23 protein-coding genes are annotated in these 24,090 nt (G+C 62.3%); 9 read left to right on the top strand and 14 right to left on the bottom strand.

The window, feature by feature from the left end; genetic code table 11:
- Window positions 1-83 precede the first annotated feature (83 nt).
- Window positions 84-1,529: an efflux transporter outer membrane subunit gene (locus CDV44_RS25420; RefSeq protein WP_170936103.1), complete on the top strand. Its 1,446-nt coding sequence runs from the start codon at window positions 84-86 to the stop codon at window positions 1,527-1,529.
- Window positions 1,530-1,610: 81 nt separating this feature from the next.
- Here the strand turns inward: CDV44_RS25420 and CDV44_RS25415 are convergent, their stop codons facing one another.
- Window positions 1,611-2,159 carry a phospholipase D family protein gene (locus CDV44_RS25415; protein ID WP_087691404.1) on the bottom strand — a complete coding sequence of 183 codons (549 nt, stop codon included), beginning with the start codon at window positions 2,157-2,159 and terminating at the stop codon, window positions 1,611-1,613.
- Entirely contained in the window at window positions 2,156-3,151 is a 996-nt protein-coding gene (locus tag CDV44_RS25410) for an SDR family NAD(P)-dependent oxidoreductase (RefSeq protein ID WP_249277713.1), read from the bottom strand. The genes CDV44_RS25415 and CDV44_RS25410 overlap by 4 nt, the downstream gene beginning before the upstream one ends.
- An 81-nt stretch (window positions 3,152-3,232) precedes the next feature.
- On the opposite strand from CDV44_RS25410, the gene CDV44_RS25405 reads away from it, so the two are divergent.
- The 4 genes from CDV44_RS25405 (at window position 3,233) to CDV44_RS25390 (ending at window position 6,830) form a co-directional block, all read left to right on the top strand.
- The gene (locus CDV44_RS25405) at window positions 3,233-4,267 is read left to right on the top strand and encodes a CDP-6-deoxy-delta-3,4-glucoseen reductase (protein WP_087691402.1); all 1,035 of its coding nucleotides are present in this window, start codon (window positions 3,233-3,235) and stop codon (window positions 4,265-4,267) included.
- Window positions 4,268-4,550: 283 nt separating this feature from the next.
- Window positions 4,551-5,819 carry an acetylornithine transaminase gene (locus CDV44_RS25400; protein WP_087691401.1) on the top strand — a complete coding sequence of 423 codons (1,269 nt, stop codon included), beginning with the start codon at window positions 4,551-4,553 and terminating at the stop codon, window positions 5,817-5,819.
- Between the two features lie 43 nt (window positions 5,820-5,862).
- Entirely contained in the window at window positions 5,863-6,360 is a 498-nt protein-coding gene (locus CDV44_RS25395) for a GNAT family N-acetyltransferase (protein WP_087691400.1), read from the top strand.
- Window positions 6,360-6,830, top strand: a complete 471-nt coding sequence (locus CDV44_RS25390; RefSeq protein ID WP_087691537.1) for a GNAT family acetyltransferase — start codon at window positions 6,360-6,362, stop codon at window positions 6,828-6,830. The genes CDV44_RS25395 and CDV44_RS25390 overlap by 1 nt, the downstream gene beginning before the upstream one ends.
- Window positions 6,831-6,945: 115 nt before the next feature.
- On the opposite strand, the gene CDV44_RS25385 is transcribed toward CDV44_RS25390, so the two are convergent.
- The 7 genes from CDV44_RS25385 to CDV44_RS25355 form a co-directional block, all read right to left on the bottom strand.
- The gene (locus CDV44_RS25385) at window positions 6,946-7,659 is read right to left on the bottom strand and encodes an ABC transporter ATP-binding protein (RefSeq protein ID WP_058375778.1); all 714 of its coding nucleotides are present in this window, start codon (window positions 7,657-7,659) and stop codon (window positions 6,946-6,948) included.
- Window positions 7,659-8,432: an ABC transporter ATP-binding protein gene (locus CDV44_RS25380; protein ID WP_058375779.1), complete on the bottom strand. Its 774-nt coding sequence runs from the start codon at window positions 8,430-8,432 to the stop codon at window positions 7,659-7,661. The genes CDV44_RS25385 and CDV44_RS25380 overlap by 1 nt, the downstream gene beginning before the upstream one ends.
- 21 nt (window positions 8,433-8,453) lie before the next feature.
- The gene (locus CDV44_RS25375; RefSeq protein WP_249277712.1) at window positions 8,454-9,590 is read right to left on the bottom strand and encodes an ABC transporter ATP-binding protein; all 1,137 of its coding nucleotides are present in this window, start codon (window positions 9,588-9,590) and stop codon (window positions 8,454-8,456) included.
- An 18-nt stretch (window positions 9,591-9,608) separates the two neighbouring features.
- A complete protein-coding gene (locus CDV44_RS25370) occupies window positions 9,609-10,559 on the bottom strand; it encodes a branched-chain amino acid ABC transporter permease (protein WP_087691399.1) in 951 nt (316 codons plus the stop codon).
- Between the two features lie 214 nt (window positions 10,560-10,773).
- On the bottom strand, window positions 10,774-11,982 hold the full coding sequence (locus tag CDV44_RS25365) for a branched-chain amino acid ABC transporter substrate-binding protein (RefSeq protein WP_058375781.1): 1,209 nt from the start codon (window positions 11,980-11,982) through the stop codon (window positions 10,774-10,776).
- Between the two features lie 752 nt (window positions 11,983-12,734).
- Window positions 12,735-13,706: a 4-hydroxy-3-methylbut-2-enyl diphosphate reductase gene (gene ispH / locus CDV44_RS25360; protein ID WP_087691398.1), complete on the bottom strand. Its 972-nt coding sequence runs from the start codon at window positions 13,704-13,706 to the stop codon at window positions 12,735-12,737.
- Between the two features lie 8 nt (window positions 13,707-13,714).
- Entirely contained in the window at window positions 13,715-14,170 is a 456-nt protein-coding gene (locus tag CDV44_RS25355; protein WP_058375783.1) for a peptidylprolyl isomerase, read from the bottom strand.
- A 162-nt stretch (window positions 14,171-14,332) separates the two neighbouring features.
- Here CDV44_RS25355 and radC point away from each other — a divergent pair, with 162 nt between their 5' ends.
- The 4 genes from radC to nadB all read left to right on the top strand — a co-directional run bounded on the left by radC (window position 14,333) and on the right by nadB (window position 17,487).
- Complete coding sequence (radC, locus tag CDV44_RS25350; protein WP_087691397.1) at window positions 14,333-15,010, top strand: DNA repair protein RadC; 678 nt, start codon at window positions 14,333-14,335, stop codon at window positions 15,008-15,010.
- A 215-nt stretch (window positions 15,011-15,225) separates the two neighbouring features.
- On the top strand, window positions 15,226-15,459 hold the full coding sequence (rpmB, locus tag CDV44_RS25345) for a 50S ribosomal protein L28 (RefSeq protein ID WP_058375785.1): 234 nt from the start codon (window positions 15,226-15,228) through the stop codon (window positions 15,457-15,459).
- Window positions 15,460-15,475: 16 nt separating this feature from the next.
- Window positions 15,476-15,643, top strand: coding sequence for a 50S ribosomal protein L33 (gene rpmG, locus CDV44_RS25340; protein WP_058375786.1), 168 nt, complete (start codon window positions 15,476-15,478; stop codon window positions 15,641-15,643).
- Between the two features lie 242 nt (window positions 15,644-15,885).
- Entirely contained in the window at window positions 15,886-17,487 is a 1,602-nt protein-coding gene (nadB, locus tag CDV44_RS25335) for an L-aspartate oxidase (protein ID WP_087691535.1), read from the top strand.
- A 26-nt stretch (window positions 17,488-17,513) separates the two neighbouring features.
- Here the strand turns inward: nadB and nadC are convergent, their stop codons facing one another.
- The 5 genes from nadC to CDV44_RS25310 form a co-directional block, all read right to left on the bottom strand.
- Entirely contained in the window at window positions 17,514-18,416 is a 903-nt protein-coding gene (nadC, locus tag CDV44_RS25330; protein ID WP_087691396.1) for a carboxylating nicotinate-nucleotide diphosphorylase, read from the bottom strand.
- Complete coding sequence (nadA, locus tag CDV44_RS25325; protein ID WP_087691395.1) at window positions 18,416-19,549, bottom strand: quinolinate synthase NadA; 1,134 nt, start codon at window positions 19,547-19,549, stop codon at window positions 18,416-18,418. The genes nadC and nadA overlap by 1 nt, the downstream gene beginning before the upstream one ends.
- A 91-nt stretch (window positions 19,550-19,640) precedes the next feature.
- Entirely contained in the window at window positions 19,641-20,837 is a 1,197-nt protein-coding gene (locus tag CDV44_RS25320; RefSeq protein WP_087691394.1) for an acyl-CoA desaturase, read from the bottom strand.
- Between the two features lie 304 nt (window positions 20,838-21,141).
- Window positions 21,142-22,554 carry a mechanosensitive ion channel family protein gene (locus tag CDV44_RS25315; RefSeq protein WP_087691393.1) on the bottom strand — a complete coding sequence of 471 codons (1,413 nt, stop codon included), beginning with the start codon at window positions 22,552-22,554 and terminating at the stop codon, window positions 21,142-21,144.
- Between the two features lie 99 nt (window positions 22,555-22,653).
- Entirely contained in the window at window positions 22,654-24,015 is a 1,362-nt protein-coding gene (locus tag CDV44_RS25310; RefSeq protein ID WP_087691534.1) for an RsmB/NOP family class I SAM-dependent RNA methyltransferase, read from the bottom strand.
- Between the last annotated feature and the right edge of the window lie 75 nt (window positions 24,016-24,090).

Here is a 24,090-nt window from a genome sequence, read left to right as displayed (position 1 = left end):
CGCGCGGGGGTCTTTTTGACGATTCGATGACCTGCTCTCTGTTACGTTTCCCGACGGCTTTGTCGTCGCGCCCCCGTCTGCCCGTGCTGTCTGTTCTGAGCCTCGCCTTGCTGCTCGCCGGGTGCGGTCTGATGCGTACCGATTACGCGCGTCCGGTGCTGCCAGTGCCCGCGCAATACCGCACGCCCCTCGATGGCGCCACGGCCTCTGTGGCGAGTGATGCATTGCGTTCTGCCTCACCGAAAACCGACGCACAAAGCGACACGCCCTTCGCCATCGATCCGTGGTGGCACGGCTTCGGTGAGCCGGGTCTCAACACACTCGTGACTCGCGCGTTGGCGGGCAATCCGGGGCTGGCGCTCAAATCGCTTCAGGCGGATCGCGATGCGCTTCAGGCTGGACTGACCGGCGCGAACCGCTGGCCGCAACTCTCCGCCTCAATTGCGGGGGCTAAGTCGCGTTCGCTCGACGGTGGCAACGCGGCCATTGCCGCGATTGGGCAGACGCAGACGACCTCCGGCACCAACGCGAGCATCAGTTACGAAGTGGATCTGTGGAACAAGCTCGCCGCGCAACGCGATGCGGGCAACTGGCAAGCCGCTGCCAGCGCATGGGATCGCCGCGCTGCGGCACTCACCCTGTCGAGCGATGTCGCGTCGCTGTACTGGCGTCTCGCCTATCTGAACGACAACGTGCGCAGCGCGAAGGACGATCTGGCTTCCGCCGACAAGGTCGTCGCACTAGTCGACGCGAGACGCCGCGCCGGGGCCGTGTCAGCGCTTGACCCGGTGCAGGCGCAGCAGGATCGCGACACCGTCGCTGGCGCATTGGCCGACTGGGAACGTCTGCGCGATCTTGCCCGGCATGCACTGGCGAATGCGCTCGGCGAGCCCGCTCAGACCCGTTTTACCGAACGCGAGTCGCTGGCAGACACGACGTTGCCCGAGGTGGCGCCGGGCTTGCCCGCTGAATTGCTCGCCCGCCGCCCCGATCTGGCGGCGGCCGAAACCCGCGTGCGGGCGCGACTGGCCGACGTCGATGCGGCGCGTCTGTCGTTCTACCCGTCGCTCACGCTCACGGGGTCGACGAGTACGGCCAGCGACTCGCTGTCGCGCTTGCTCGCCAATCCGGTCGGCACGCTCGCCGCCACGATTGCCATGCCGTTCCTGCAAATTCAGACGGCACGCTTCACGACGGCACTCGCCCGCAATGACTTCGAACAATCGACCGTCGTGTTTCGCAGCACGCTGCTCACGGCACTCAAGGAAGTGGAAGATGCGCTCTCGACGCGCGAACGCACGTCGGTGCAATACGAGGCGTTGGCGCGGGCGGCAGCGCTCGCGCAACGCGCTTCGGCATTGTCGGGTGCGCGTTATCGTGCTGGTGACATCGACTTGCAGACGTGGCTCGATGCACAACGGCTTGCGCGGCAGGCACGCCGGAACGCCGCGCAATCGCGCCTCGATCAGATCGATGCCACGCTCACGCTAATCAAGGCATTGGGGGGATCGGCGAGCGGCGACGTGTGATGGTGCCCTTCATCAACAACATCGGCGACAACGTCAGCGGCAACATCGGCCGCAGCATCGGCGGCAATGTGCACGGCAACGTCAACGTGGCGCCACAGGCGGATAAGGCTCGCCAAGATCCCAACGCGACTGCCAGTGTGCGGCGTACTGGCGTGCGATGTCGGGCATATTTCGAATGACGATCACGTTCTCGGAATTGCTCGTCTCGGCAGACGGCGCGAAGTTGAACGAGCCAGTTTCCACCGTATTGCCATCGACGATGATGGTCTTGTCGTGATGGATATTGAAGTGGTCGTTGGTGCGCAGTGCCACGCCCTGCCCCGTCACGAAGTCCATCGCCGCCTTGCTGGCTTTGCCGGTATTGCGCTTCTTGTCGATCACTACGCGAACATCCACGCCGCGTTTTTTCGCATCGACCAGCGCCTGCATGATGTCAGGTGCCTGAAACGAATAAGCGAGCATCTGGATGCTGTGCTTTGCGCTGCCGATGGTCTCGAGCACCAGCGTGCGTGCCGAGCCCTCCGGCGAAAACCCCACGCGAATATCGGATTCGGCATGCGCGGCCGACAGTGGCGCAACGCCCGGCAATGCGAGCAGCGCCACGAGTACGAAGTTTCGAAATGTCGTCATGTTTCAAGTGTCGCCAGCAGCGCCGCCACGTCGGGATACGTCAACCGATAACCGAGTTCACGTTTCAGCCGCGTGTTGTCCAGCCGGCGCGATTCCGACATGAACGACAACAGCGTCGGCGGCAGCTCGCGCACCGCCGCTTCGCGCGAGATGCGTGGCGGACGGGCCAGACCGAGCGCATCGGCCACCCGGTCGAAGTACTCGCCCATGCGCCATTCGGTGTCGTCGCTCGCATGCACCACACGCTGCGGCTTGCCGCGCCACATCGCCCGGATCAGAATCGCGGCCAGATCGTCCGCATGGATATGGTTGGTGTACACGTCGTCCGATTCGCGCAATGCGGGCGTGCCACGCTCAAGACGCGCCGTCGGCAGCCGGTCGGCGGCGTAGATCCCGGGAATTCGGACGATGGACGCGCGCCAGCGCACCCGGGCCCGCTCCGCCTGCCGCCAACTGGGGCGCACACCCGCCACGCTCGTCGCGCTGCCCGGCGAAAGCGTGCGTGGCGGCCCGGCCGCCCACTCGCGCCGCGCATTTCGGGCATGCGCGGAGGGCCGCCCAAGCGCGCGCAACGTGCGCTCGGCATCCACGCGCCGCTGCCCGCGCGGCGAGCGCGCCTGCGGCGTACGCGTCTCATCGACCCGCGCCCCGCCGCAATCTCCATACACCCCGCTGGTACTGGCGTAGACGAGGATGCGACGCGAAGCGCGTGCGCCCCCCTCGGGTACAATATTGGGCTTCGAGGGCCGCAAAAGTGCGGCCCGCAAACGGCGCGTGCGCAGGTCCTTCGTGCCGCTGCCGGCAACACCGTCGGGCGGCGCCAGATGCAGCACACGCGGCGCCAGATGGGCGATACGCGCGAGACTCGCGCGGTCGTCCAGATTGGCGGCGACAGGCACCGCACCGGCGGCACGCAGGACGGCATGACGCGCATCGCTGGACGTCACGGCGTAGACGCGAAAACGTTTGACGAGGGCCGGCAGCGCACGCATGCCGACATCGCCGCAGCCCACGACCAGAAGGCGTGGGCGACCGAGGGATTTGGACGGATTTTTCATTTTTCGGATTGTAGTATGGCTTACAACGTTACCCTCGTGCCGAGCGGGCGCGAGTTCCAGGTCGAAGACGGCGAGGCACTGCTCTCGGCCGCGCTACGTCAGGGCATCGGCCTGCCCTACGGCTGCAAGAACGGTGGCTGCGGGTCATGCAAGGCGAAGCTCGTCGAGGGCACCGTCGAGCACGGCGCACACTCGGCGACTGCGCTCACCAAGGACGAGGAAACGCGCGGTTTCGCACTGCTGTGCTGCGCGCACGCCAAGAGCGACGTTGTCGTCGAGAGCCGCGAAGTCAAGGGCATCGGCGACATTCCGGTCAAACGCCTGCCGTGCCGCGTGAATGCGCTGACGCGCCTCGCCGACGACGTCATCGTCATGCGCCTGCAACTGCCGGCCAACGAGCGCTTTCAGTACCTCGCCGGCCAGTACATCGAATTCATCCTGAAAGACGGCCGCCGCCGCAGCTATTCGATGGCCACCGCGCCGCACGAAGAAGGCTTCATCGATCTGCACCTGCGCCATATGCCCGGCGGCGTGTTCACCGATCACGTCTTCAACACGATGAAGGAGCGTGAAATCCTGCGCTTCGAAGGCCCGCTCGGCACATTCTTCCTGCGCGAAGATTCCGAGAAGCCCATCGTGCTGCTCGCCTCGGGCACCGGCTTCGCGCCGATCAAGGCCATCGTCGAGCACGCCGTGCACAAGGGCCTGAATCGCCCGATGACGCTGTACTGGGGCGCCCGCCAGTTGAAGGACATCTACCTGCGCGATCTGGTCGAACAATGGACGCGCGAGATTCCGGGCTTCTCCTTCGTACCGGTACTCTCCGAAGCCGCACCGGAAGACCAGTGGCAAGGCCGCACGGGTTTCGTGCACCGCGCCGTGGTCGAAGACCTGCCGGATCTGTCGGGCTACGAGGTGTACGCCTGCGGGGCGCCGGTGATGGTCGAATCGGCACGCCGCGACTTCATTGCCCACCACCACCTGCCGGAAGATGCGTTCTTTGCCGACGCCTTCACCACCGAGGCCGACAACCCGGGGAGCGGCAACTGATCGACGGGCGCGCGTCATTTGGGGGGATAGGGACAGATGCATGAACGCGACAGTTCACGCATTCCCTTTGACAAGCGCCGCATCATCGCCTTATTCTTGCCGACATGAACCTGATTGCCATCGCCTCGATCCGACGTCGCCGTACGCTGCCCCTCCCGGGATGCCGCGCGGCGCGCTATGGACTGCGATAACAAGCGAGTTCTCAAGCACAGCAAAGCCACGGGCACACCCCGTGGCTTTTTTTATTCCTCGTCTCTTTACCTTTCGTCCTTCGGAGACCGTTATGTCGCTTGCTTCCCAATCCGCCGCATCGTCATCGTCAACTTCGTCGACCTCAAAGACTTCGTCTGACGCGAAGTTTGCCGAGTTCGCCACTCACGCCCTGTTGCCGATCACCTCGCGCCCGGATCTCGTGTTCACCCACGGCAAAGGCGCGTGGCTGTATGACCACGACGGCAAGCGATATCTCGATTTCATTCAGGGCTGGGCCGTGAACAGCCTCGGCCACTGCCATCCGGTCATGCGCGACGCGCTGGCCACGCAGGCCTCGCAACTGCTGAACCCGAGCCCGGCGTACTACAACCTGCCGATGATCGAGCTGGCCGATCTGCTCGCGCGCCTGTCGGGGCTGGGCAAGGTATTCTTCGCGAACAGCGGCGCCGAAGCCAACGAGAGCGCCATCAAGCTCGCCCGCAAGTGGGGCCAGTTGCATCCGAACCCGGCCGGTGGCGCGCGCTTTGAAATCATCACGTTCAAGAACGGTTTCCACGGCCGCACGATCGCTACGATGTCGGCCAGCGGCAAGCCGGGCTGGGACACGATTTTCGCGCCGCAGGTGCCGGGCTTCCCGAAGGCCGATCTCAACGACATCGCTTCGGTCGAGGCACTCATCGGCCCCGATACCGTCGCCGTGATGCTCGAACCGATTCAGGGCGAAGCGGGCGTGGTGCCCGCCACCGAGGCGTTTCTCAAGGAACTGCGTGCGCTCACGAAGGCGCGCGGCCTGCTCCTGATCGTTGACGAAGTGCAGACAGGCTGCGGCCGGACGGGCACGCTCTTCGCTCACCAGCAGGCAGGCATCACGCCCGACATCATGACGCTCGGCAAGGGCATCGGCGGCGGCGTGCCGTTGGCGGCCATGCTCTGCGGCGACGAGTTCGCCGTCTTCCAGCCGGGCGATCAGGGCGGCACGTATAACGGTAATCCGCTCATGTGTGCCGTGGGCCTCGCAGTGATGCGCACGGTCAGCGCCCCGGGTTTCCTCGAATTCGTGCGGGCACAGGCCGATTACCTGAGCGCCGGGCTGGAGCACCTGTCGTCGCGCTACGGCGGTCAGGGCGAGCGTGGCGCCGGCCTGCTGCGCGCGCTGCTGCTCGGGCGCGACATCGGCCCGCAACTGGTGGAAGCGGCGCGCGACATGGGGCCGGACGGCCTGCTGCTCAATTCGGCCCGCCCGAACCTGCTGCGCTTCATGCCGGCGCTCAACGTGAGCCGCGACGAAATCGATCAGATGCTGTCCCTGCTCGACTCGCTGCTCGCCAAGCACGCGTAAGACCCGTCGCCACGTTCCCAGATTCTCAGAGGAGAGACCCACGATGAACGACATGAGCCAGGCGCACGCGACGCCACCGGCCGACGCCATCGTCGAAATATCGCCCGATCCGGCCAGACTGGATATCGGCTTCATTCACAAGGCACTGTCGACGCAGACGCATTGGGCGAAAGACATTCCGCGTGACACGCTCACGCGCGCGATTTCGCACTCGCTGTGCTTTGGCGCGTACGCCACGCACGTCGAAGGCGGGCCGGTGCAGCAGGTCGGCTTTGCACGCGTGATTACCGATCGCGCCACGTTCGCTTATCTGGCGGATGTGTTCGTCGATCCGTCGATGCGCGGCCTGGGCATCGGCAAGCGCCTGTGCGAGAACGTGCTCGCGCACCCGGCGTTGCAGAACCTGCGGCGCTTTCTGCTCGCCACCACCGACGCGGCAAGCCTCTATGCGCGTTACGGCTTCGAGCCGCTGGGCGAACCCAACAAGATGATGCAGATTCACCGGCCGGATATTTATACCGGCAGGGAGAATGCATCGTGATCGCGCTGGCTACCGACATCCATATCCGCACGTTCGACGATACCGATACCGACGCGGTGATCGCGCTCTGGCGGGAGGCATTTCCCGAGTACAACCGCGCGGACAAGCCGCATCGCGAGCCGCGCCGCTCGATCGCCAATAAGGTGGCGATGCACGACGGCCTGTTCTTCGTCGCCGTGCGCGATCGCAAGATTGTCGGCACCGTGATGGCCGGTTACGACGGGCATCGCGGCTGGGTGTATTCGCTCGCGGTCGCGACGACGCTGCGTCGGCGCGGTGTCGCCAGTGCGTTGCTGCGTCACGCAGAAAATGCACTGACCGAGCGCGGCTGTCTGAAGCTCAACTTGCAGGTGCTCACGCAGTCGCGCGACGCCCTCGCCTTCTACGCGGCGCACGGCTATGCCGCTGACGATGTGGTGAGTCTGGGCAAGCGTCTGCCGCTCACGGCCGGAGCGGGAGCGTTGCTGTAAATGTTGGAATCGCTGTAAGTGCTGGCGTCGCCGCTATGAAAAAAGAGCGCCGGGGTTTCCTCCGGCGCTCTTTTTCCTTTCAGCAGCGTATCGATGCGAACCGACTCGCCCAGACTTACTCGCCAAGATACGCGGCGCGCACCTTCGGATCGTCGAGCATGTCTTTCGCGTTACCGGTCATGGTGACGAGCCCGCTGTCCATCACATAGCCACGGTTTGCGGCCTGCAACGCGAGCCGCGCGTTCTGCTCAACGAGCAGCACCGTCACACCTTCACTCGACACCGTACGAACCACCTCGAAGATCTTGTCGACCATGATCGGCGAGAGGCCCATCGACGGCTCGTCGAGCAGCAGCAACTTCGGTTGGCTCATCAGCGCGCGTGCCATCGCGAGCATCTGCTGTTCACCACCCGAGAGCGTGCCGGCGAGTTGGTCTTTGCGCTCCTTCAGACGCGGGAAGATACCGAACATCTTGTCGGTGTCGTTCTTGATCCCGGCCGTGTCGTTGCGCAGATACGCCCCCATCTGCATGTTCTCGAGGATGGTCATGCGCGTGAAGATGCCACGGCCTTCCGGCACCATCGCCAGCCCCTGCTTGAGCAGATCGAACGCCTTTACGCCGCGAATCGACTTGCCCAGATACTCGATATCACCATCGGCCCACGGCAACAGGCCAGTGATGGCCTTCATCGTGGTCGTCTTGCCCGCACCGTTCGCGCCAATTAGCGTGACCAGTTCGCCCGGCTCGATGCTCAGGTCGATCCCCTTGACCGCCTTGATCCCGCCGTACGCGACTTTCAGGCCCTTGATCGTCAACATTGCGCTCATCAATGGCCTCCTGCACCGAGATACGCTTCAATCACCGCGGGATTTTTCTGCACATCCTGCGGCAAACCTTCGGCAATCACCTTGCCGTAATCCAGCACCGTCATGCGGTTGCACAAGCCCATCACCAGCTTCACGTCGTGCTCGATGAGCAGGATCGTGCGGCCGTCGCTGCGAATCTTGTCGAGCAAGCCGCGCAACTCGATCTTCTCGGTCGCGTTCATGCCGGCAGCCGGCTCATCGAGTGCGAGCAGCTTCGGATCGGTGGCAAGCGCACGCGCAATCTCCAGACGGCGCTGGTGGCCGTACGAGAGGTTGGCCGCCGTGTAGTTGGCGTACTTCGCCACGCCCACGTATTCGAGCAACTCCATCGCGCGGTCACGGATGGCACGCTCTTCGGCCTTCGCCCCCGGATACCGGAGGATGGCGCCGATCACGCCCATCTTCGTGCGCACGTGGCGCCCGACCATCACGTTCTCGACGACGGTCATGCCGCCGAACAGACGAATGTTCTGGAACGTGCGGGCAATGCCCGCGCGCGCCACTTCATGCACGGCGGTCGGCTTGTAGGCGCTGCCGTCGAGCGTGAATTCGCCGGAATCGGGCGTGTAGAGCCCGGTGATGACGTTGAAGAAAGTGGTCTTGCCGGCACCGTTCGGGCCGATCAGTCCATAAATTTGTCCCGGCTTGATTTCCAGGCCCACATCGGTGAGGGCCTGAAGACCGCCGAAGCGTTTGTTCACGCCCTTGACGGACAGCAGAATTTGTTCGCTCATAGTCAGATCATCTCCCTCGGCTTACAGAGTCCGTTCTTCCGGACGCGGCGACGGCCACAGGCCGGCCGGACGGTACAGCATGATCAGGATCATGGCCAGACCGTACAACAACTGCCGGATCACTTCGGGATCGACGATGACGCTGCCGAACAACTTCATTTGCAACGGGCCCATGGTCGAGCGCAGGATCTCGGGGAACGCCGAGAGCAGCACACCGCCCAGAATCACGCCCGGAATGTGCCCCATGCCGCCGAGCACCACCATCGAGAGCACGACGATCGACTCCCAGAAGGTGAACGACTCGGGCGAGACGAAGCCCTGGAACGCCGAGAACATGCCGCCGGCCACACCGCCGAACGACGCGCCCATGGCAAACGCGAGCAGCTTGATGTTGCGCGTGTTGATGCCCATCGCCTTGGCGGCGATTTCGTCTTCACGAATGGCCACCCATGCCCGTCCGATGCGCGAGTGCTGCAATCGCACGCAGATGAACGCGATGATCAGCGCCAGGAACACGAACAGGTAGTAATACATGTACACCGAGCTGACCTGTACCCCGAAGAAGTTGTGCGCCTTCGAAAAATCGAAGCCGAACAGCGACGCGGGCTGGATCGCGGTGATCCCCTTCGGGCCGTTGGTGATGTTCACCGGACGGTCGAGGTTGTTCATGAAAATGCGGATGATTTCGCCGAAACCCAACGTGACGATGGCCAGGTAGTCACCCCGCAGACGCAGTGTCGGCGCCCCCAGCAAGATGCCGAATATCGCCGCTACCGCCGCCCCGATCGGTATGGTGAACCACACCGGCACGTGCAGTCCGTTCGGGAACAGATGCCCGATCCACTCGAACTGCGTCGACAAGTGCGGCGAGCTGAGAAACGCGGTGACGTACGCGCCCACGGCATAGAACGCGATGTAGCCCAAATCGAGCAGGCCGGCGAAGCCCACCACGATGTTCAGGCCCAGCGCGAGCATGATGTAGAGCAGCGCGAAGTCGAGCACGCGCACCCAGTAGTTGCCACCGGCGTAGCCCACGAGTACCGGCGCGAAGATGGCCGCAAGCAGGAAAAAGGCGAGGCCGCGATAGGCCTTGCGTGTGGCGGCGGCGGCTGAAATTTGCGTGGCCGCGCCCGACGAAGTTTGCACAGGTTGATTCATTGTGTTTGTCCTCGCCGCTTATGCACGATCTGCCACGCGTTCGCCCAACAACCCGGACGGACGGAACACGAGCACCACGATCAGGACGACGAACGCGAACACGTCCTGATAGTTACTGCCGAAAACACCACCGGTGAGGTCACCGATGTAACCGGCACCCAGCGCTTCGATCAGGCCGAGCAGCACGCCGCCGACCATGGCGCCTTGCAGGTTGCCGATGCCCCCGAGCACGGCGGCGGTGAACGCCTTCATGCCGGGAATGAAACCCATGTAGAAGTGGACGTTTCCGTAGTTCGACGCCATCATCACGCCCGCGAGTGCCGCCAGTCCGCCGCCCAGCGCGAAGGTCGCCGAGATCACGAAGTTGGGGTTCACGCCCATGAGACCCGCCACGTTGCGGTTCTCCGCAGTGGCGCGCATGGCACGGCCGAGCTTGGTACGGTTCACGAGCTGCGTGAGGCCGAACATCACGAGGAACGCGACGACGACGATCACGATACCGGTGCCGCTGGTCACGGCGCCCGGATGGTTGCCGCGCTCCGGGATAACCGTCAAGGCGTCGGTAGGCAGCAGTTGCGGGAACGACAGCGGGTTGCGCGACCAGATCAGCATGGCGATCGTCTGCAACAGCAGCGACACGCCGATGGCGGTGATCAGCGGCGCCAGACGCGGTGCGTTGCGCAGCGGCCGGTAAGCAACCCGTTCGATCACGAAGTTGGTCAACGCGCACACGGGCACACACACCGCCGTGGCGATGGCCAGCATAAGCACCGGATTCATGTTCGGTGCGATCTTCATCAACAAGTTAATGGTGGACAGCGCGACCATCGCGCCGATCATCATCACGTCGGCGTGGGCAAAGTTGATGATGCCCAAGATGCCGTAGACCATGGTGTAGCCCAGCGCAATGATCGCGTACACGCTACCAAGCACGAGGCCGTTCAAGATTTGTTGGATAAAAATATCCATGAAGCTAACTCCTTGTTCCCCGAAAACGGGCTCCCAGCGCGCTTCACCGATAGGCGTCGCAGGGGTGGCTGAGAGAACTGCGGGTGTTGAGGCTGATCCTGGTTCAGGAGGGGGGGCCGTGCCCGTCATGCAGGCACGGCTTCGTTCCGCAGATGAAGAAACGGCACCGAAAGGGTAGGCAACGGTGCCGTTTCATGGCGCTAGCGCCCGGGAGTTACATCTTCACCACGTCAAGCACGCTCTTCTTCTTGTTCTGATAGTTGTAGAGCGTAATCACCGGTTCCTTCATGTCGCCCTTGCTGTCGAATGCGATGTGGCCAATGACACCCTTGTAGTCGGTGGCCGGCATGGCCGCCAGGATCTTGGCCGGATCGGTCGAGTTGGCACGCTTCATCGCGTCGACGATCACATTGACAGCGTCATACGTGAACGGGGCGTAGATCTGGATCGGCTGGTTGAAGCGAGCTTCATAACGCTTGGAGAAGTCGTCGCCGCCTTCCATCTTCGACAGCGCCATACCCGCTTCCGAGCAGACGATGTTGTCGATGGCGTCGCCGGCCAGTTCGGCCACCTTGTCGGTACACACGCCGTCGCCGGCCAGCACCTTGGAGCCAATGCCCAGTTCCTTCGACTGCTTGGCGAACGGGCCGCCGGTCGCATCCATACCGCCGTACATGATGATGTCCGGCTTCTCACCCTTGATCTTGGTCAGAATGGCGCGGAAGTCCGTGGCCTTGTCGTTGGTCGCGTCGTGCGAGAGCACCTTCAGGCCGTTGGCCTTGGCGGTCTTCTCGAACTCGTCGGCCAAGCCCTTGCCGTAGGCGGTCGCGTCGTCGACGATGGCCACCGACTTGGCACCCAGCGTCTTCGTTGCGTAGTTGGCCAGTGCCGGACCCTGCTGAGCGTCCGTCGCCACCACACGATAGGCCGTCTTGAAGCCCTGTTGGGTGTAGGCCGGGTTGGTTGCCGACGGGGAGATCTGCACGATGCCCGCATCGCTATAGATCTTGGAGGCCGGGATCGTCGTGCCCGAATTCAAGTGGCCCACCACTGCGACGACTTTCTCGTCGACCAGTTTCTGTGCAACCTGGGTAGCGGTTTTCGGATCGGCCGCATCGTCTTCAGCCACCAGTTCCAGCTTGACCGGCTTGCCGTCGATGGTCAGACCGGCCTTGTTGGCTTCCTCAACGGCGAGGCGTGCACCATTTTCGTTATCTTTGCCCAAGTGAGCAATTTGGCCCGTCAACGGTGCAACGTGACCAATCTTGATAACAACCGCATCGCCGCCCCCGCTGGCGGCAGTCGTCGCGGCAGGTGCAGAAGCGGCACCCGAATCGGCCTGCTTTTCTTCCTTCTGACCGCATGCCGCCAACAGCGTCACTGCGGCGACTACGGGCAGTACCTTCGCGAACTTGAGTTGCATGTGATTATCTCCTGATTGTCGGCGGTTTAATAAAACGCCAATAACGCCAATTCAATGTTTCGTATGCGAAACGCGCGCATTGTAACTCCATTCTTTGCGGCTGCGACGCCCGCCGCCACAGGGTTTTCCATAATGGAGGCCTAAGGTTTATACCGACTTGTGCAACCCTATTTTTTCAAAAGTGCAACCCCGCTTTCGATCAAGGTTTTACAGACCTGCGCGAATTCGCTCAGGCGGCTCCATGGTGCATACAATGCACCAAATATGGGATTCATCACCATAGTTATTTATAAAGCAAATTACGTGCCCGGTCGATTTGGAACGAATACTCTAATTAAGTGAATATATAAATAATTAGATAATTGAAAACCGAATGGCGTTATTTGGTATTAATTCATTAAGCGATGAATTGCGGAAATCACGCACGTGGTTTTAATGGCCGATACGGCGAAATTCGCCAAATCGCCATTGCGGGGATTCCGCAAAAACGTACGCAGAATTGCGTAGCTGTCGCGTGGGGTTTGACTTGAATTTGGGTGCGTTTATTGACGGCCGCCAAGGGCATGGGGAGCGGCTTGCGGGGGCGCGAGGAAGGCTTGCGGGAGGCTTACCGAGGGGCGGCGGGAGGGGTGTGTGAGTGGGGACGGGAAACGAAAAAGCCGGGGCGCGCATGATGCGGCACCCCGGCTTTCGTGACTGCGGGCCGTCGTGCTGACGACGTCCCGCAGACGATCATGCTGACAACGTAAAACTTACTCGGTCACCGGCGTCAGGCCCTTCGGCAGCGGGAACGCGATGTTCTCCTCGACGCCTTCGAGCACCTTGACCTGATTCACGCCGAGTTCGCGCAGGCGCGCGACGATCGACTGCGCCAGCACTTCCGGCGCCGAAGCGCCTGCCGTCACACCGATACGACGTTTGCCATCGAACCACTCGGGCTTGAGCTGCGCCGGCGAGTCGATCATGTAGGCCGGCACACCCATCTTCTCGGCCACTTCGCGCAGACGATTCGAATTGGAGCTGTTCGGGCTGCCCACCACCACCACGACATCGCATTGCGGGGCCATGAACTTCACGGCGTCCTGACGATTTTGCGTCGCGTAGCAGATGTCCTGCTTCTTCGGCTCGGTGATCAGCGGGAAACGCTTCTTGAGCGCGTTGATCACTTCGGCGGCGTCATCGACCGACAGCGTCGTCTGCGTCACGAAAGCCAGTTTCGTTTCGTCGGCGACTTGCAGTGCGAGCACGTCTTCGATGGTCTCGACGAGGAACATGCCCTCGCCCGACTGCCCCATCGTGCCTTCGACTTCCGGGTGGCCCTTGTGGCCGATCATGATGATCTCGTGCCCCTGGCCGCGCATCTTCGCGACTTCGACGTGCACCTTGGTCACGAGCGGACAGGTGGCGTCGAAAATGCGCAGACCGCGCTCCTGCGCTTCGGCACGCACGGCTTGCGACACGCCGTGAGCGCTGAAGATCAACGTGTTGCCCGAGGGCACGTCGGTCAGCTCTTCGACGAAAATCGCGCCTTTCTTGCGCAGGTTCTCGACGACATAGGCGTTATGTACGATCTCGTGACGAACATAGATCGGGGCACCATACATGGACAGCGCGCGCTCGACGATCTCGATTGCACGGTCGACGCCCGCGCAAAAACCGCGCGGCTGGGCCAGCAGAATTTCCGCGTCCGACAGGGTCGGCGCAACGACTTGGGTGGCGCTCATTTCGATTCCTACAGAATGCCGATAATCTGGACTTCGAACACAATCGGCTGTCCAGCCAAAGGATGGTTGAAGTCGAACAATGCCCAGCCGTCACCCAACTCGCGCAGGATGCCCGCATAGCGGCCACCGCTCGGCGCATTGAATTCGACCAGATCACCCACGGTATATTCTTCGCCGAAATTGCTGTTCTCTTGCAGCGTCTTCATCGTGACACGTTGCAGCAACTCGGGATTGCGCGGGCCGAAGGCCTGCTCCGGGGCAAGTTCGATACTACGGCGCTCCCCCACATTCATGCCCAGCAGCGCCTGTTCGAGCGTCGGCGCCATCTGGCCGCCGCCCAGTTGCAGCGTGGCCGGCGTGCCTTCGAAAGTGTTGACGATATCCGCGCCGTCAGGGGCGCCAATCCGGTAGTGCAGCGTCAGATAGGAATCGTCCTGAACCACGGGGGGTGCGACAGAATTCATGGGGGTCTCACAGCAAGGTCAAGCTAATATTGTAAATGACGACGCGTTGCGCGTCCGGCTCCCCCTACGCGCAGTCCGGAATTTTACCTCCAGCGGCTGTATTTCTCTTTAGTGACATCGCGACGATTCATGCGCGCGGCGGTGTCTGCGCCTGGAGTCGTCATGTCCATCGCCCAATGGCCGCTCGCCGAGCGGCCCCGCGAAAAAATGCTTGCCCGTGGGGCTAACGCCCTTTCCGATGCCGAATTGCTCGCCATTTTCCTGCGCACCGGCTCGCGCGGACGCAATGCCGTCGATCTCGGCCGCGACCTGCTCGCGGGTAGCGGCGGCTCATTGACCCGCCTGCTCGCCTCGCCGTTCGAGACGCTACGGCAGATTCCCGGCCTCGGTCAGGCCAAGTTCGTCCAGTTTCAAGCCGCACTAGAAATGGCCCGCCGCATGCTGGGCGAGCGCCTGGAGGCCGGCGACGTGCTTGATACACCGGCACGCGTGCGCGATTACCTTCGCCTGACGCTGCGCGATCACTCGCGCGAACGCTTTGTCTGCCTGTTTCTGGATGCCGGCCATCGGCTGGTGAGTGCCCGCATCATGTTTGAAGGCACCCTCACTCAGACCTGCGCCTACCCTCGCGAAATCGTGCGCGCCGCACTCGACGTCAATGCGGCTGTAGTGATTGTCGCCCACAATCATCCGTCGGGTATCGCCCTGCCAAGCCCGGCAGATCTAGCGCTCACACGGCTGCTCGGGGATGCGCTGACCCTGCTGGAGATACGGTTGCTCGATCATTTCATCGTCGCCGGCGATAGCGTGTACTCGCTCGCCGAGCAGGGCGAGTTGTGATCTGCACAACAATTTAGCAAGCAGTTCGCGTTCGCGGGCCGCTTGCGCTATAATCCGTCCCTTCCCGAATCTCCGACAGGCGCTTCCCACCATGGGCTCGCGTCCTACATCGCCCAAAAGCGATTGATTTGTCTGGGATTTTTGTGGTATCATCGCGGTCTGTCTTTTCGACTCACCACTTTTTTTTACACAGAATTCTGGGTTAGGAGTGCTTCATGGCACGCGTATGTCAAGTGACCGGGAAAGCGCCGATGGTCGGCAACAACGTTTCCCACGCCAACAACAAAACCAAGCGCCGTTTTCTCCCGAACTTGCAAAATCGCCGGTTCTGGGTTGAGAGCGAAAACCGTTGGGTGCGCCTGCGTATCTCGAACGCTGGCCTGCGCCTGATCGACAAGAACGGCATCGATTCCGTTCTCGCCGACCTGCGTTCGCGCAAGGCCATCTAAGTTTTAGGAGCTCATCATGGCAAAAGGCGCTCGCGACAAGATCAAGTTGGAATCGACCGCTGGTACCGGTCATTTCTACACGACTACCAAAAACAAGCGTACCAAACCGGAAAAGATGGAAATCAGCAAGTTTGATCCGGTCGCTCGTAAGCACGTGCCGTACAAGGAAACCAAGATCAAATAAGATCAACAGGTTTTCTCGCAGCAGTTCGCTGTTGCGTTCAATGCCCCGCCTCTGGCGGGGTTTTTCATTTGGGCGTCCCGAAATTCACCAAGCTACGCGTTGCGTAGTCATCCCCCCTCCGATTTTGCCGATGTGCGCATAGGGTCATGTGCCACGCGCGTATCGACTCGCTATACTGGCTCACTTCCCATCATGCGAATCACGTCACCAAGATGACGTCGATTACGGAGACAGCCCGTATCATGAATTTCGATGTCGTCATCGTCGGCAGTGGACTCGCCGGTCAATCCGTCGCCCTTCATCTGGCCAACACCTGCCGGGTCGCACTGGTCGCAAAACGCCCGATGCCCGAAGGCGCCAGCGACTGGGCGCAAGGCGGCATCGCCGCCGTGCTCGATTCGGCCGACAGCGTCGACGAACATGTGGCCGATACCCTGATTGCCGGCGCCGGGTTGTGCGACGAGGCCGCTACGCGCTTTATCGTCGAACATAGCCGCGAAGCGATCGAATGGCTGATCGGTCAGGGCGTGCCGTTCACGCGTGACGAAGGCGCCGAACTCGGTTTTCACCTCACACGCGAAGGCGGTCACAGCCATCGCCGCATCATTCATGCGGCCGATGCTACCGGCCACGCGGTGATTACCACCCTCACCGAACGGGTGCGCCAACACCCCAATATCACGCTGCTTGAAAACCACTTCGCCGTCGATCTGATCACTTCAGACCGCGCCGACGCCGCGCCGACCGTCGGCCGCCATTGCCAGGGACTTTACGTTCAGGATATGGCCACCGGCGCGGTCCACGCGATGACCGCCCGTCATACGGTGCTGGCCACCGGCGGTGCGGGGAAGGTTTATCTCTACACGACGAATCCCGACACCGCGACGGGAGACGGTATCGCCATGGCCTGGCGCGCCGGTTGCCGGATCGCGAACATGGAATTCATCCAGTTTCATCCGACCTGCCTCTACCACCCGTACGCGAAGTCGTTTCTGATCAGCGAAGCGGTGCGCGGCGAAGGTGGCCGGCTGGTGCTTCCGGACGGGACTCGCTTCATGCCGCAGCATGATCCGCGCGCCGAATTGGCGCCGCGTGACATCGTGGCGCGCGCTATCGACTTCGAGATGAAGAAGCACGGACTCGATTGCGTGTATCTCGATATCAGCCATCAAAGTCCCGAATTCCTGCAAGAACACTTCCCGACGATTCTCGCGCGCTGCGCCGAACTCGGTATCGACATCACGAAACAACCGATTCCGGTGGTGCCCGCCGCGCATTACACCTGTGGCGGTGTCGTCACGGATATGAACGGCCGCACCGATTTGCCGGGACTTTATGCCGTGGGCGAAGCGACTTACACCGGCCTGCATGGTGCCAATCGTCTGGCCAGCAACTCGCTGCTGGAGTGCATCGTGTTGGGCAAGGCCGCCGCGGAAGATATTCAGCGTGATGAGGTGTCGCTGCCCGGCATTACCGACGTGCCTGCATGGGACGAGAGCCGCGTGGCCGATGCGGATGAAGAAGTCGTGGTCGCCCACAACTGGGATGAATTGCGCCGGATGATGTGGAATTACGTTGGCATCGTGCGCACAAGCAAGCGCTTGGAGCGTGCGCAGCATCGTATCGCTCTGCTGCGTGAGGAAATTACCGAGTACTACGCCAACTTCCGCGTGAGCCGCGATCTGCTTGAACTACGGAATCTGGTCGATGTGGCGTCGTTGATCGTGGATAGCGCGCTATCACGCCACGAAAGCCGCGGGCTTCACTACTCCCGCGACTTCCCCGATACGCTACCCAAGGCGTTACCGACCGTCCTTTCGCCGGTACTGCCTCGCAAGCGCTGACCCGCCGCCCCGTCCCGTGACGGGGCTTAGCCCACCGTCTCGAGAATGCGCATCGAGAAGTCGGTGGCGCGCACATCCTTGGTGAGACCACCGACGGAAATGCGGTCGACACCGGTCTCGGCAATCGCGCGCAGCGTTTCCAGACCAATGCCGCCCGACGCTTCCAGCACGGCACGGCCATCGGTCACACGCGCCGCTTCACGCATCATTTCCAGCGTGAAGTTATCGAGCAGGATCGACTTGGCGCCGCACTCCAGCGCAGTCTCCAGCTCTTCAAGCGACTCCACTTCGATCTGTACCGAAGCGCCATCGGCCAGCCGATCGGCGTTCGCGAGCACCTGACGAATGCCGCCCGCCGCCGCGATGTGGTTTTCCTTGATGAGAATGCCGTCGTACAGCGCGAGACGCTGATTCACCCCACCGCCGACAAGCACGGCAAACTTCTGCGCCAGACGCAAACCCGGCATCGTCTTGCGCGTATCGAGCACGCGCGCCTTGGTGCCTTCGACGATGTCCGCGTACCGGCGCACGGCAGTCGCCACGCCCGAGAGCATCTGAAGGAAATTCATCGACGTGCGCTCGCCCGTGAGCAACGCCCGCGCGGGGCCATGGATGTCGCACACCGTCGAATCGGGCGTCATGGGCTCGCCTTCGCGGTAATGCCACTGAACGCGAACCGACGCATCGATGCTGCGCATGCACGCCTCAAACCATTGCACGCCACACAGCACGGCAGCTTCACGCACGATGATGCGCGCGTGCGCCATCTCGTCGGCGGGGACCAACAAACCCGTCAGGTCGCCCGCGCCGATGTCTTCGGCCAACGCGTCGCGCACATTGCGCAAGAGTGCGGTCTGGAGGGGTTCGCCGAACGTGGCGAACTCGGCAGAGAGTGCCTCGGTGGTGCTCAGGGATACGGATTGCGTCATTATGCGGGGCCTACACCGGCAAACAGCGCGCCATCGCGCGCGAAATCGCCGCTAGCGCGCACGTTCTTCTTGCGCGCTTCGGCGAACGACAACATACGGTCGATACACGTGTGGGCTCGCTGGCCAATCTCCGCGTCGACATGAATTTCGTTCTGACCCGACTCGAGAACGTCGGCCAGATTTTGCAGGCTGTTCATCGCCATCCACGGGCAATGCGCACAGCTCTTGCAGGTGGCGCTGTTACCGGCCGTCGGCGCTTCGATGAAACGCTTGCCGGGTGCCGCCGCCCGCATCTTGTGGAGAATGCCGTTGTCGGTCGCCACGATGAACTCGGTTGCGTCCATCGTCTGCGCGGCTGCAATCATTTGCGAGGTGGAACCGACCACGTCGGCCAACTCGACCACCGCCGCCGGCGATTCCGGATGCACGAGCACCTTCGCATTCGGATGCTCGCGGCGCAGCAGCTCAAGCTCGGTCGCCTTGAATTCGTCGTGCACAAGGCATGCGCCCTGCCACATCAACATGTCGGCGCCAGTCTGCTTTTGCACGTAACTGCCGAGGTGGCGATCCGGCGCCCACAGAATCTTCTTACCTTGCGCGTGCAGATGCGCCACGATTTCCAGCCCGATCGACGACGTCACCATCCAGTCGGCACGCGCCTTCACGGCTGCGCTGGTGTTCGCATAAACAACGACGGTACGGTCAGGATGCGCATCGCAGAATGCCGCAAATTCGTCAGCCGGACAGCCCAGATCGAGCGAACAGGTCGCGTCCAGATCGGGCATCAGAATGCGTTTCTCGGGGCTGAGAATTTTCGATGTCTCGCCCATGAAGCGCACACCAGCCACCACCAGCGTCTTGGCGGAATGATCGCGGCCGAAGCGCGCCATTTCGAGCGAGTCGGACACGCAGCCGCCCGTCTCTTCGGCGAGATCCTGCAAGTCGGCATCGACGTAGTAATGCGCCACCAGCACGGCATCTTGCTCGACGAGCAGACGCTTGATACGCGCTTTGAGCGCCGTGCGCTGCTCCTGCGACGGCGCATCCGGGACGCGTGCCCAAGCGTGGGCAACGCACAGGGCGCCGCTCGGTGCGGGGCGCTCGAATTCTACGGATTTGAGTGAGGCATTCATTTTCGCTGGGTCTGTGGGGACCGGAATGACAAAACCCCGCCGTAGCGGGGTTTCGATTATGCGACAAAAACGAAATTCTGGCTGATTCGCCTTACGCGTAACGGCGCAGTCGCGTCGCGAATTCTTGCAACGCGTGAATCCCGCTTTGTTCGGCACGATGGCACCAGTTCTGCAACTGGCTCAGCAACTGCTCGCGCGAGGCGTTCGAACGTTCCCAGATACCGGCCAGTTCGCTGCGCAGTTCGTAGTACGTCTGCACCGACTTGCTGTGTGCGAAGATTTCGCCGAGTTGTTGCTTCTGCGGCTCTTGCAGCGAAGCTTCGTCGTGATGCAGCCACTTGCGGGCACCGCGCAACAACTGATACTCGCCGACCTGACGCTTTTCCTTGAAACGCGCCAGCTCTTCGCTATAGGCACGCTTGAAGGTCTTGGCGTAGCGCTCCATGACTTCGTAGCGGTTCGAGAGCACGGCCTGCAACGTATCGTCGTCGCACGTGGCCTTGTTCTTCGCGAGCTTCGGCGTCGGCGCGATCTTCTTCACCTTGGCCAGACCCACGGCCGACAGAATGCGGATGTAGAGCCAGCCGATGTCGAACTCGTACCACTTGTTCGACAGCTTGGCCGATGTGGCATACGTGTGGTGGTTGTTGTGCAGCTCTTCGCCGCCGATGATGATGCCCCACGGCAGCAGGTTCGTCGACGCGTCGGCGCAGTTGAAATTACGGTAGCCCCAGTAGTGGCCCAGACCGTTGATCACACCTGCCGCCCAGAACGGAATCCACACCATCTGCACCGCCCACACGGTCAAACCGATGGCGCCGAACAGCGAGATGTTGATGATCATCATCACGCTGATACCGAGAATCGGAAAGCGCTTGTAGATGTTGTTCTCGATCCAGTCGTTCGGCGTGCCGTGACTGAATTTACGCATCGTTTCTTCGTTCTTCGCTTCGGCACGATACAACTCGGCGCCTTCGGCGAGCACCTTCCACAGGCCACGCGTCTGCGGGCTATGCGGATCTTCCGGCGTTTCGCACTTGGCGTGGTGCTTGCGGTGAATCGCGGCCCATTCGCTCGTGATCATGCCCGTGGTCATCCACAGCCACAGACGGAAGAAATGGGCGACAACCGGGTGCACGTCGAGCGCGCGGTGCGCCTGGCAACGGTGCAGATAGATCGTCACGCCGGCAATCGTCACATGGGTGACGATCAACGTGAAGAAGAAGATCTTCCAGCCGCTCCAGTCGAGCAGGCCGGTCGAGAGAAATCCAAGGAGACTGTCCAGCAAAATATCACTCCAAACTAATCAATACGGTGGCAATGGCGGCAAAGTTGCCGCGCCTTGTCTTGTCGGGCCATGCGGAGGGCCAGCCACCGCGTCCGGTCTCGTTCTTGCGCTCGCTTGACGCTTTGATTCGCAGGAACTCCGCAAGTTGCGTAAATTCCTCGGGGCGAGTGAGCGCTAAACGTGCCAGTGAACGTCTGGTTTTTTATGGTTTGGGGGGCATTTTACCTGACGGACTGTTCCCCGTGTGTAACGTCCCCGCCACGCATTTTGTCGCAGGTCAAGGCGCCGACGTAGAAAAAACCGTCTACGGGGTCGGCTTTTTGCCCTCGACAGCCTGTGTTTGCGCCAGTTCCGGCGTTCCCGGGGGCAAATTGACCCGGCTGACGGCATCCGCCGGCCCGCCCGCAGGCACACCGTCGGCCCAGTCGTTCAGAATCCGTATTTCGCGCTGCGCATACGGAATTTCAATACCGTGCTCGCGAAATGTGCGCCAAATCCGCAAATTTATCTGCGAACGGATCGATCCGCTGCCTAAAGCGGGGTCTTGTACCCAAAACCCCATTTCGAGGTCCATGCCGTCGGCCCCAAAGTTCAGTAGCAACGCCGACGGCGGCGGGTCCGTCAGTACGCGGGGAATCCCCTCAGCAGCTTTCAGCATCAGCGACATGGCCAGTTCTACGTCGGCGCTGTAGGCCACCTGCACGTTCACTTTGGCGCGCCCGCGCGTCTCGGTGAACGAGTGGTTCTGCACCACGTCCGTCACGAGCTTCTCGTTTGGTACCAGCGCTTCCACCCCATCAAGCCCACGAACGACCGTATATCGCGTATTGATCTGGGAAACAGTGCCGTGATACGGCGCTACGGTGATCAGGTCGCCCAGCCGCACCGAGCGGTCGAGAAGGATGATGAAGCCCGACACCAGGTTCGACGCGATCTTCTGCAAGCCAAACCCCAGCCCCACCCCGAGCGCCCCGCCGAACACGCCGAGCACGGTGATATCGATGCCCACGAACGACAGCGTGGCCAGCACGGCAATCAGCGTGAGCACGCCCTTGACCAGCCGCGACATCACCACCTTGAGGTTGCCGTCGAGCGTGGTGGTGCGCATGATCCGGTCTTCGATCAGCGAACCCACCCACATCGCCAACACCAGCGTCACGCCGATCCAGAGGATGCCCGAGAGCATCGAGAGCAGCGTCAGATGGCTGGAACCGACGGCAAAACGCACGCTGGCCAGCCAGTTCAGAATATCGTCGTGCACGCCCAGCACGTAAGCCAGCATCGACAGCCAGGCGAACGTGGTGAACACCCGCTCGAATACCTTCAACAGCCCGTAGGCATGGGGTGACGAGGCGAACAGGCGGCGCGCGAAGTAGAACGCCAGATAGATCAGTGCCGTCCCGAAAAGCGGCACTTCGGCGAGGCGCAACAGCGACACGCGCATGTACTCTTGCAGTACCACGCGCGTGAGCGCCACGCAAAGCCAGCCGAACATGGGGAAAAACGAGCGTCGCAGGCTCGACGAACCGGCCCGGCGCGACGGTGCCACGGTCTCGAAATGGCGATCGAGGCGGCCGATCATCCAGCGCCGCAGGACGAGTGCCACGCCGAGCGCGACCGCCAGTGCCACGATCTGCCAGATGATTTGCGGGTCGCCGAAGTCGCGTACGACGTCGCGCACCAACTTCGCGAAAGCCGGACTTTCCTGCATCGCCATTTCTCTTTTTTCCCTTCTTAGCTAACGCCCGCAAGCATGTGCCGGGTCACGCCGTGACTCGCGGCACTCGCTCATTCACCCATCGGCCGGCCGCCCGGCTTACTCCGCCGAGGCTTCCGGCGCTTCCGGTGCTGCAACTTCAGCAACTTCCGTGACTTCCGGTGCTGCCTTGGGTGCCTTCGGTGCCTTTTCAGCCGCACGGCGCTCGAACACGGCGGCAAAGAACCCGTCCGTAGCGTGGCGGTTCGGCAGCAGTTCCAGATACTTGCCCGTGTCGAGCGCAATCTTCTGCGACGCCAGCAACTCGTTGGCCGGCACCAGCGCAAAGTCCGGGTGCGCCGCCGCAAACGCCTCGGCGATCGCGTTGTTTTCTTCGTTCAGCAGGCTGCACGTGGCGTAGACCAAACGGCCGCCCGGCTTCACCAGCCGCGCAGCACTCGCCAGAATCGATGCCTGCTTTTGCGTCAGCTCGGACACCGATTGCGGCGACTGGCGCCACTTCAAGTCCGGATTACGGCGCAGCGTACCCAACCCGCTGCACGGCGCATCGACCAGCACGCGGTCGATCTTGCCCGCCAGACGCTTGATCTTGCTGTCGTTCTCGCTGTCGATCATCACAGGATAGACGTTCGACAACCCGCTGCGCGCCAGCCGCGGCTTGAGTTTCGCCAGCCGCTTGTCCGAGACATCGAACGCATAGAGACGCCCGGTCGAGCGCATTTGCGCACCGATGGCGAGGGTCTTGCCACCGGCCCCTGCGCAGAAGTCGACAATCATCTCGCCACGGCGCGGTGCGACCAACTGACACAGCAACTGGCTGCCCTCGTCCTGCACTTCGATGGTGCCCGAGATGAACAGCGGGTGCTTTTGCAGCGCGGGCTTGCCGGCCAGACGGATGCCGTTCGGCGCAAACGGCGTCGGCTCAGCCGAGAACCCGTCAGCGCGCAGTTGCGCGAGCACGTCGTCGCGATTTCCCTTGATCAGGTTCACGCGGCAATCGAGCGGCGCGGGCTGATTCAGCGCGGCGGCCAGCGGTTCGAGTTCTGCGGCGTCAAAGCGCTTCGCGAGACGCTCGTACAGCCAGTCCGGCAAATTGGTGCGCACACGCGTGGAAAGGCTCGCCGGATCGATCTGACCGACGTGTTCCAGCCACGTGACTTCGTCAGGCGTGGCGACCAGTTGCACAGACGTCAAGCCGCGCGTGAAGGCCAGACCCAGCAGCGCCAGACGGCGCTCCAGCGGGCCCGAACCACTGCCGGCGTGCTGACCGAATTCGAGCTTGCGGCGCAGGATCGCGAAAACGGTTTCGGCCAGTACACCGCGCTCGCGGTGGCCCAGCTTGGCGTTGGCGCGGAAATACGTGCTCACCAGCATGTCGGCCGGGCCGGTGAACGTGAGCACGCTGCCGAGCAGGCGCTGCGTATGTTCGAAAAGCGCGGGCGACAGATGGTCGCCTCGCATGCGGGCGGTCTCGGCGGGCGGGGCTTCCGGGCGGCGATCGTTGCGGGTGCGGTCGTAGCGGTCGGGGCGCACGTA

The organism is Pandoraea sp. PE-S2R-1, assembly GCF_002179865.1.
GTDB lineage: Bacteria > Pseudomonadota > Gammaproteobacteria > Burkholderiales > Burkholderiaceae > Pandoraea.
Note: the sequence above shows the minus strand (reverse complement) of the source record. Positions and strands in the feature narration are given on the sequence as shown.